Origin of the sequence: Burkholderia sp. BCC1977 (assembly GCF_905339595.1) — a bacterium.
Classification (GTDB): domain Bacteria; phylum Pseudomonadota; class Gammaproteobacteria; order Burkholderiales; family Burkholderiaceae; genus Burkholderia.
The window spans coordinates 1-9,744 of record NZ_CAJPGQ010000083.1 but is presented as its reverse complement, the minus strand read 5'-3'; the positions used below and the strand labels follow the sequence as shown (position 1 = coordinate 9,744).

Genomic DNA, 9,744 nt, shown 5'->3' with positions numbered 1-9,744 from the left:
GCAGGTCAATGTCAACGGTAGCAATGACGGCATCAATGAGGCCGCTGGCGATACGGCTGGCGTCTACGGCGGTGGCAACGTTATTAATCTCTCAGCCAACACGTGCACGGTGGTTGGAGACACCAATGGAGCTTTCGACACAATTGTCGGCAGCGGTGATGCGTTAGGTGGGGCCGCTGCGAACGGCCAAGGTACCGGCATCGGCATGAACGTCAACAGTCAGGTCAATGTCAGAGGTAGTGGCGATGGCGTGAACGAAGCAGCCGGAGACAGCCTTGGAATATATGGAGGCGGCAATACGATCAACACGGTGGCCGGAGCGCTAACGTATGTCGCCGACACAAACGGCAGTGCGGATATGATTAATGCCAGCGGCGACGCGTTTGGCGGCAAGACAGCAAATGGTCAGGATACGGGTATCTACGTAGCTGGAAATAGTCAGCTTGATGTCAACGGCAGCAATGATGGCATTAACGGCTCGAGTGACAACATCACTGTCGATGGTCAATATGACTCGATCGACGGAAATAACGACACTATCAATTTCTCTGGATCAAATACCGGTGACATAGTCGATGGCACTGGCGATACCGGTGCCGATTGGTCTGGGATCGACTATATCGATCAATCGAGTCCCCCGGCCGACAATGGCGATCCTAGCGGCGGCTATGGTGGCTACTACGGCGGCTATGGGTTTTCTGGTGATCGAGCCGCGGTGCAAAGTAAGCTTGCAAGCGATGTAACGGCTATCGCTCAGTATGACCAAAACCAAGGGAATCTCGCTGCCGCCAACGCCGCCAAGAACGGATTTGCTCAGGCTGGCGAAATGTCTCGGGATGCTGCGACCTCTGCAGGCGCAGGCCCGAATGTACTCGAAGGTGCCCGCTGGGATACAGCCACCATCACCTGGAATCTCGGTGATACCAATGGTCTGCAGGACGGGCAGTACGAAAAAGAAGTTGAACAGGCCTTCGCGACATGGGCCGCTGCTTCCGGACTGAAATTCCAGGAGGTATCCAGTAACGCTTCTGCCGATATCTCAATCGATTGGGCCGATCTGAACACTGCCAGTACCGGCGAAGTCGGCTACACGACATTCAAAGCATCTCAAGGTGTCATCGCTTCGGGCGCCAAAATCGAGCTTGAATCACCAACACAGGATGCACCTGCTCATGGCTCGGTCAGCGATCAGATCTACGTAGCAACTGACGCAACCTTCTATCAGACAGCGTTGCATGAAATCGGTCATGTGCTCGGCTTGGCAGACAACGCTGATTCGAGTTCGATCATGAACTACGACCTGACTTCGTCCAATCGGTCGCTTGACCAGACAGATATCAACGCGATCCAGGCGCTGTACGGCTCTTCGGCTCAAACCGCAGCGTTGATCCAGGTAATGGCGGGGCACGCTCCTTCATCGTCGGCAAGTAGCGCCTCGATCACCCCAACGGACCAGGTGTCGTCGCAGCATGTTCAGTTGATCGCCGGAGCACACTAGCTAACCCCACGTCCGCAGGCGATGACGTCCTTTTGCCTGCGGAGCTCGATATTGAAACCCCAATATAAGATTTCCCAATGGTAACGAAGCTGCATTTGATTTCGGGGTTGCCACGTTCGGGATCGACGTTGCTTTGTGCATTGCTCCGTCAGAATCCCCGCTTTTCCGCTGCGATGACAAGTCCCGTCGCCCTGTTGTGCGGAACCATACACGGAAAGATGTGCGGCGGAGAGTTCAGCACATTCTTTGACGACGAAAAACGAGCGAATATTTTGAGAGGGATATTCAACTCTTACTATCCTGCTATTGCCGCTGAAAAAGTCGTCTTTGATACCAATCGAACATGGACCGGCCGGGCGTCGTTGCTCGCTGCCCTGTATCCTCAGGCTCGCATTATCTGCTGTGTTCGTGAAATCGGCTGGATCATCGATAGCGTGGAGAAAATGCTGTCCAAAAATCCACTCCAACTATCGAGAATGTTCAATTTCCAGCCAGGTAGTTCGGTATATGCACGCGCAGAATCCTTGATGGAGACGGAGCGTGGCTTGATCGGCCATCCCTGGAGTACGCTCCGTGAGGCATGGTTTGGCGTAGAGGCAAAACGCCTTATCCTGGTTTCTTACGATCGATTGGTTCGAGAACCTGAGACGATCCTGAGATCGCTGTATCGTGAAATCGATGAGCCGTGGTTCGATCATGACTTCGAGAACGTGACCTATGATGAACCGGACTATGATGCACACCTCGGCATGCCCGGTTTACACAAGGTAAGAAGCAAGGTCGAGTATCAATCGCGGAAGCCCTGCATTCCGCCGGACCTCTTCGCAAAGTACGCTGGGACCAGCTTCTGGGATAAACCGGAACTCAACACTCGGCAGGTCACATTGCTATGACCGAGTATCAGAGTAACCGGTTAGAGGCGATATCGTTGGATCGTGCCTCCAACCCAGATGAGCGCGCTGTCAGTACTTCTTGTTACTGGCTTACCGGTCTGCCAGGCGCGGGAAAGACGACCCTTGCTCGAGAATTTTCGCTCTCGCTACGATCAAGGCAGATTTCGGCACTTGTGCTAGATGGCGATGACCTGCGAGCCGGCCTGAATCGTGATCTCACATACAATCGTGACGATCGAGCCGAAAATATTCGTAGAGTTTCAGAGATCGCTAGAATTTTAATCGAGTCCGACATCACGGCGATCGTTGCACTTGTGTCGCCATATCAAGAAGACAGGGATATGGCTCGACAAATTATCGGCCCTGATCGCTTTGTCGAAGTATTTGTCGATGCCCCGATTGACACATGTATGGAACGGGATCCTAAAGGGTTATATCAGCGCGCTCGAACCGGATTGCTTCCGAACTTCACGGGCGTGACGGCGCCATATGAGAAGCCAACTGCGCCAACCGTGCACGTTCCTACGAGCGTACGCACCGTCGCAGAGAGCATCGACATCTTGTTGAATCATTTCGAACATCGCCGGGAACGTACGTCGAGGTCCATTACGGATTCTTGGCCAGTTCCGATCAGGGCGTAGTAGCAGCGACATCGCAGTAATTGATAGAGGCCCGGCAAGTGAACGCCCCCGAAAAAAACGAAGAATTTTCACATGCTCCAGTGGATCCAGCATTGAGTTGCCTGGTCACCATTGCACGATTCCACGGCATCGCTACAGATGCAGATCAACTGCGCCACGCCGGCGCCCAAGGTGACCAGCCATTTGATGCTGATGCATTGATCTTGTGCGCTCGCTCGATCGGTTTGAAGGCTCGCTGTGTGCCACTAAGAATCGATCGACTGGATCGAGCACCGCTGCCAGCGCTATGCCTCGACAAAAACGGCCAGCACTTCATCATTGCACGTCGTGATGGATCGTCTGTACTGACGTTCGAAGCCAACTCAACAAAGCCTATGCTCCATGCGTTGGAGGGGCTATCCCATCGCTCGACGGGAAGCATGCTTCTTTTCACATCCCGAGCATCCCTCACTGGCGAATTGGCGAAATTCGATTTCTCATGGTTCATCCCGGCTGTCGTCAAGTACCGCAGGCTGCTACTCGAGGTGCTGGCGATCTCGTTCGTCTTACAGATATTCGGTCTCGTGACACCACTGATGTTCCAGGTGATCATGGACAAGGTGCTCGTCAATCGTACCTATAACACGCTCGCGGTCGTCGGCATCACGCTGTTTCTCGGCTCGACGTTCGAGGTGGCGTTGACCGGTTTGCGAAACTACATCTTCTCGCATACCACGAACCGGATCGATGTCGAGCTTGGAGCACGTCTCTTCAAGCACTTGATCGCGTTGCCGTTGTCGTACTTTGGCGTGCGTCGTGTTGGCGATACGATCGCCCGGGTTCGTGAACTAGAAAGCATACGAAACTTCCTGACGGGCCAGGCACTGACAGCTGTCATCGATCTGTTCTTCTCGATCGTGTTTATCGCCGTCATGTGTTTCTACAGCGTCTGGCTCACGATCGTGGTCGTGCTTTCCCTACCGATCTACGCTGGCGTATCTGCTTCCATGGTTCCGGTCTTGCGTCGTCGACTTAACGAGAAGTTTGCACGAGGCGCAGACAATCAATCATTCCTCGTTGAAACCGTATCCGGCGTCGAAACGGTCAAGTCGATGTCGGTTGAACCGCAATTCGCCAAGAAATGGGAGATGCAACTGGCCGCATATGTCGCCTCCGGTTTTCGTGTGACGCAGCTCGGCAACATTGGCCAACAACTGATTCAGTACATCGGCAAACTTGTCTCGTTGGGAACGCTTCTGCTGGGTGCCAAGCTCGTGATTGACGGAAACCTAACGATCGGTGAATTGATTGCGTTCAACATGATGTCGCAGCGTGTTGCTGCACCTGTGTTGCGGCTCGCTCAGCTCTGGCAGGATTTCCAGCAAGTTGGCATTTCAATGAGCCGTTTGGGCGACATCCTGAATACGCGCATCGAACTGCGTCAAAGCAGCCAATCGATGCCGGTGATCAAGGGTGATATCCGTTTCGAACACGTGCGATTCCGATACCGTCCGGACGGCCAACCAGTTCTGAACGATGTGTCGCTGGACATACGAGCGGGTCAGGTCATTGGCATCGTCGGCCGATCGGGATCCGGCAAAAGCACGCTAACCAAGCTCCTGCAACGTCTCTATGTGCCCGAGCACGGGACTGTGCGTATCGATGGTGTCGACCTTGCGCTTGCTGATCCTGCGTGGCTTCGGCGACACATTGGCGTCGTGCTTCAGGAAAATTACCTGTTCAACCGATCAGTCCGGGAAAACATTGCCTTAGCAGATCCTGGGGCTCCGATGGCGGCCATCATGCATGCTGCCAAACTAGCCGGAGCACATGACTTCATCTGCGAGCTTCCTCAAGCCTACGACACCCTTGTAGAAGAGCACGGCAGCAATCTGTCCGGTGGGCAACGGCAGCGCATCGCCATCGCCCGTGCGCTGTTGACGAATCCCCGAATTCTCATTTTCGATGAGGCAACGAGCGCACTCGATTTTGAGACCGAACGAGTGATTCAAAACAATATGCACGCGATCTGCGCCGGCCGCAGTGTGATCATCATCGCCCACCGCCTTAATACGGTTCGCCATGCCGACCAGATCATCGCAATGGACAAGGGGCACATCGTAGAACGTGGCACGCACGAAATCTTGCGGTCGACTGGCGGTTACTACGCCCATTTGTTGTCCCTTCAGGCGGGGTGACGGCGATGTCGATTCGTTTTAACGCATTGCTAGATCTCTTGCGTCGATATCGGTCGGTTTGGACCGCAGCGTGGAATATCCGCCATCAACTTGACGGTCCCGCGAAGCTTGAGTACGAACTCGCCTTCCAGCCGGCGCATCTTGAGCTGGTTGAAACGCCCGTGCATCCAGCACCTCGCTGGACTGCCCGATTGATTGTACTGTTAGCCGTCTCAGTCGTTTTGATCGCCTGCTTTGCCAAGCTCGATATCGTTGCAACGGCGAAGGGGAAACTCGTTCCAAATGCTAAAGTGAAAGTCATTCAGCCGGCGATGACTGGCGTGATCAGAGAAATTGCCATTCAAGACGGTCAGCGAGTGAGAGCCGGCGACCTTCTCGTCAAACTCGATACGACCCAGGCAGCGGCGGACGAAGACAAAGCAAAGTCATCCAAGCTGGATGCGACCTTTGCCGCTGCTCGAGCTGAGGCCTTGCTGAGTGCGTTGCAATCAGGACGGGAGCCTGCAGTTTCCGAGACTGCCGGAGCAACGCTGGAGCGTCAGGTCGAGGCGAAAAATCTTGTTTCCGGTCTGTATCGTGAATACCAGGACAAGCTGAGCGCAGCTCGAAGCGAACTCGCAAAGCGGGAGGCTGAACTCGACAGTACCAACCATGAAATTGCCAAACTGGCGGCGACAGCTCCATTGGCACGTGCCCAAGCAAATGACTACAAGGCGCTTTCGGCTGACAAGTACGTCGCAAAGAACGACTACCTGGACAAGGAACAGACCGCATTGAACCAAGAGCACGAACTGGCTGCACAGCGCAGCCATGCTCACGAACTGGCGGCCGGCATAGCAGAACAGCGAGCAAACATCGCCCAGACGATCTCGCAGTTTCGCCGAGAACAACTCGATGATCTGGAGAAAGCCTCCGAACAGTTGCGGCAGAGCACCAACGACGAAACCAAGGCTCACACGCGTCAGGCCCTGCTCAGTTTGACTTCTCCGGTCAGCGGCACGGTTCAGCAGCTTGCTACACACACGCTCGGCGGTGTTGTCACGACTGCTCAGGCACTGATGGAAATTGTCCCGGACGATGCCGTTGAAGTTGACGCGACTGTTGAAAACAAAGACGTCGGTTTCCTGAAGATCGGTCAACGTGCAGCGGTCAAGATCGACGCATTTCCCTACACTCGATACGGGATGCTCGAAGGAACAGTTGTCGATTTATCCAACGATGCGGTGCAGGACAAGAAGCTGGGTCTCGCCTTCACGGTTCGCATTCGACTGACATCAAATCGGATGCGAATCGACAACCGCTGGATCGCGTTGACGCCCGGCATGACCGTGAAGGCGGAAATCAAGACGGGTAAGCAAACGGTCGCTCAGTATCTGCTTGGTCCGCTTGTCGAAAGCGCTCAGGAGAGCATGCATGAGCGTTAATCCATCGACTTGGCTGCCCTTGGCAGTAACCATTGTGATGTCGATCATCTCGGTCCCTGTCCTTGCCTTCGATCCACTACGCGCTGAACAGTCCATTCCCGTCAGCGCGGCCGACGACATGGTCCCGACGAACGGCACCTGCGAATTCGGCCCATTGAGTTCCCCTTTGGCGCTCAATGATGCAATCGAACGAGCCCTATGCCGCAATCCGAAAACCCGAGAGGCATGGGCGGACGTTAAGGCTCAAGCCGCTGCTGTCGGTGTCGCTCGAGCGGCATATCTACCGACCATCACCGGCAACTGGCAAGGTGTTCGGGATAGTTCCGTCACGAATGTCACCGATCATCCGACGCTCAGTTCGAACTATGCCGCCACGGTCCGATCGGAAGGCGTCTCGTTGAACTGGCTCCTGTACGACTTCGGTGGGCGCGACGCGGCACTCCGAAATGCATCGTCGCTTCTTCAAGCTGCGCAGGCGACACAGAGTGCCGCCCTGCAGTCGACTTTTGCCATCGTTGCGAAAGACTACTATGCGGCTCAGGCAGCCCGTGCGGCGCTCGACGCTGCCCAGGACATTGAGACAATGACAAGGCAAAGCGCGACAGCAGCACAGGCAAAGGTCGACAAAGGAGTGGTGCCGATTACTGACGCACTGCAAGCGCAGACACAACACGAGCAGGCGCTCCTGAATCTCGCTAAGGCTCGCAGTGATGCGCGATCGACGATTGGCGCGCTGGCTTCAGATATGGGATACGATCCCTCCGTTGTTTCCGACGTACCGGCTGTCACCGATACTGTTGTTCCCGGGAAGAATTTTTCCGAGTCTGTTGCCAGACTAATTGACGAAGTCAAGCGGACCCATCCCGATGTCGTAGCGGCGCAGGCGCAGTATGACGCCGCCGTGGCGAAGGTTTCGCAAACTCGCGCACAGGGACTGCCGAGCATCAGTCTGGTCGGAAAGTACAGTCGGGACAATCAGCCTCAAAGCCTGGGACTGGGATTGCCTACATATCCGTCGACCGGGCACGATGGCTACATCGGCATTCAGGTTTCCATTCCGATATTCGAAGGGTTCGGGAGAAACTATCAGGTCGATCAGGCTCGCGCCGTGGCCGAGAGGCAGCAAGACACGCTTGATGAAACCCGGCTCAAGGTTGCACTGGACGTTTGGAATAGCTACCACGCGTTGGAAGCAGCGTCCGAGAGTGCAGCCCATAGCACGTCTTTGCTGTCGATTGCTCAGCAAGCGTATACCGCGGCTGAACACCGATACGCCGTAGGTGTTGGCAACATTCTCGAATTGCTCAATACGCAGACAAACTTGGCTAACGCCAAGGAGCGCAAGATTCAGACGCTGACGGATTGGGACAACGCCCGCGTCGATTTGGTCTCGAAGCTTGGCCGCCTGGATATGTCTTCAATCTCTACACTTGGCGCCCCCTGAAATGCGCAAGATCCGGAAATCGTGTTTGCTCGTAGCTGTCACTTCTCTATGCACGTACATACCCCTAGCGCATGCGGGAGATACTGATCGCCTGAAGACACCTGAAGCGCTTCTACGTCACGAACATGTAATCGAGATTCCCAGCGCAGATGGTGAGTCGATCATGCTGCAAGCGACGCTAGATATACCGGATGGCTCCGGCCCCTTTCCGTTGGTTGTGGTGAACCACGGCTCGAATGGAAGCATGCCGCCACCGGATCAACCTCGTTATCACCTGACATTCTCAGCTTACTATTTTTTGTCGAGAGGATATGCCGTTGTTCTACCAATGATGCGCGGTTACGCCGGATCGCAAGGACATCTTCCGCATCATGGATGTGACTATGCCGCGACCGGCATCGAAGATGCGCAAGATATCAAAGCGGTCATCGAGTATATGAAGGTGCAACCGCAAATCGATGGATCTCGGATTGTCGTTGCCGGGCAAAGCTTCGGAGGATGGAATACCCTTGCGCTTGGGACGATGGATGTGTCAGGCGTGCATGGTCTCGTAAGCTTCGCAGGTGGAATGGACGAGTCAGATTGTCTCTTATCAAGTCGGGCGTTGATCAATGCGGCTGGAGAATTGGGAGCGCATAGCAAACTGCCGTCGATCTGGTTTTTTGGGGACAACGACAAGGTGTTCTCGAGAGACACATGGCACGCAATGTACGAGCGCTACGTCTCAGCGGGGGGATCTGCTGAGTTGGTCGCATACGGCACATTCGATACCGATTCTCACCAAATGCTTGGATCTGCTGCAGCTCTTCCCCTCTGGACTCCAAAGCTTGATGCATTTCTCGCACGAATCGGCATGCCTCATACCGAGATCAATCCCGAATACATGCCGATGCCGATCCCGCCGGCAAGCGGTTATGCGGCCATCGATGATGTGCAAGCTTTGCCGTATCTCGGCCAGCGCGGGGAAGCGTACTACAAGAAATTTCTGGAGAAACCGCTGCCCCGCGCATTTGCGATTGGACCTCATGGTGCCGCATCTACGAATGGCGGTTTTGATCCGATTGCGCAGGTGATGGCATTGTGTGGTGAGCGTGGTCCCGGCTGCCGCCTCTATGCCGTAGACAGTTCGGTTGTCTGGACGCGTCCAACCTCTGTTCCACCACCCAGCAACTTCGCCGAGCTGAACAATGCGTCAGCCGTTCCGTATCTGAACGACAGCGGAAGAGCTGGATATCAAAAGTTTCTGCAGTTTCCTCGCCCTCGTGTGTTCACTATTGCTCCTGATGGCGGTTGGGATGCTTCGGCGCTTGGCCCTGATCCGGTCAAGTACTCGCTGGACCAGTGCAGCCATAAGCATCAAGGGTGCAGGATCTATGCGGTCGACAGTGCAGTCGTATGGCGTCAGGAAAAATAACCATCCTGATGGATTCATGCCCGTCCGCCCCGAGGCAGTGCGGACGGGGCGGGTAATGGCAGTGAGCCTACGGACTGCAGGGGATCGAGACAGCACCCGTATCATTCATACTAGAGCCGTCTCAGAGTCGATGTGACAAACAGCATCATATTGATTATAAAAACTATTTCTCAGGGGCCGGAACGAAAACCCTTGTCGCAGCTAGATCGGCCTACACCGGTAAATTGCATCGAATTCAAGGGGGGCCGATGTG

7 protein-coding genes are annotated in these 9,744 nt (G+C 54.9%); all 7 read left to right on the top strand.

Annotated features, from left to right (window positions below):
* Positions 1-1,498: matrixin family metalloprotease (locus U5771_RS34195; protein WP_322028033.1), on the top strand; the 1,498-nt coding region annotated here is incomplete at its 5' end.
* A 77-nt stretch (positions 1,499-1,575) separates the two neighbouring features.
* The gene (locus U5771_RS34190; protein WP_322028032.1) at positions 1,576-2,391 is read left to right on the top strand and encodes a sulfotransferase; all 816 of its coding nucleotides are present in this window, start codon (positions 1,576-1,578) and stop codon (positions 2,389-2,391) included.
* Complete coding sequence (gene cysC, locus U5771_RS34185) at positions 2,388-3,032, top strand: adenylyl-sulfate kinase (RefSeq protein ID WP_322028031.1); 645 nt, start codon at positions 2,388-2,390, stop codon at positions 3,030-3,032. Before U5771_RS34190 ends, cysC begins: the two co-directional genes overlap by 4 nt.
* Before the next feature lie 38 nt (positions 3,033-3,070).
* Positions 3,071-5,209: a type I secretion system permease/ATPase gene (locus U5771_RS34180; RefSeq protein ID WP_322028030.1), complete on the top strand. Its 2,139-nt coding sequence runs from the start codon at positions 3,071-3,073 to the stop codon at positions 5,207-5,209.
* Positions 5,210-5,214: 5 nt separating this feature from the next.
* A complete protein-coding gene (locus U5771_RS34175; protein WP_322028029.1) occupies positions 5,215-6,633 on the top strand; it encodes an HlyD family type I secretion periplasmic adaptor subunit in 1,419 nt (472 codons plus the stop codon).
* A complete protein-coding gene (locus U5771_RS34170; RefSeq protein WP_322028028.1) occupies positions 6,623-8,077 on the top strand; it encodes a TolC family protein in 1,455 nt (484 codons plus the stop codon). Before U5771_RS34175 ends, U5771_RS34170 begins: the two co-directional genes overlap by 11 nt.
* A gap of 163 nt (positions 8,078-8,240) precedes the next feature.
* Positions 8,241-9,491, top strand: a complete 1,251-nt coding sequence (locus U5771_RS34165; protein ID WP_322028027.1) for an alpha/beta hydrolase family protein — start codon at positions 8,241-8,243, stop codon at positions 9,489-9,491.
* The last annotated feature ends 253 nt before the right edge of the window (positions 9,492-9,744 follow it).

Coding starts and splice junctions, on each gene's coding strand:
- U5771_RS34190 (WP_322028032.1), top strand. CDS start 1,576: ATGGTAACGAAGCTGCATTTGATTTCGGGGTTGCCACGTTCGGGATCG.
- cysC (WP_322028031.1), top strand. CDS start 2,388: ATGACCGAGTATCAGAGTAACCGGTTAGAGGCGATATCGTTGGATCGT.
- U5771_RS34175 (WP_322028029.1), top strand. CDS start 5,215: ATGTCGATTCGTTTTAACGCATTGCTAGATCTCTTGCGTCGATATCGG.
- U5771_RS34170 (WP_322028028.1), top strand. CDS start 6,623: ATGAGCGTTAATCCATCGACTTGGCTGCCCTTGGCAGTAACCATTGTG.
- U5771_RS34165 (WP_322028027.1), top strand. CDS start 8,241: ATGCTGCAAGCGACGCTAGATATACCGGATGGCTCCGGCCCCTTTCCG.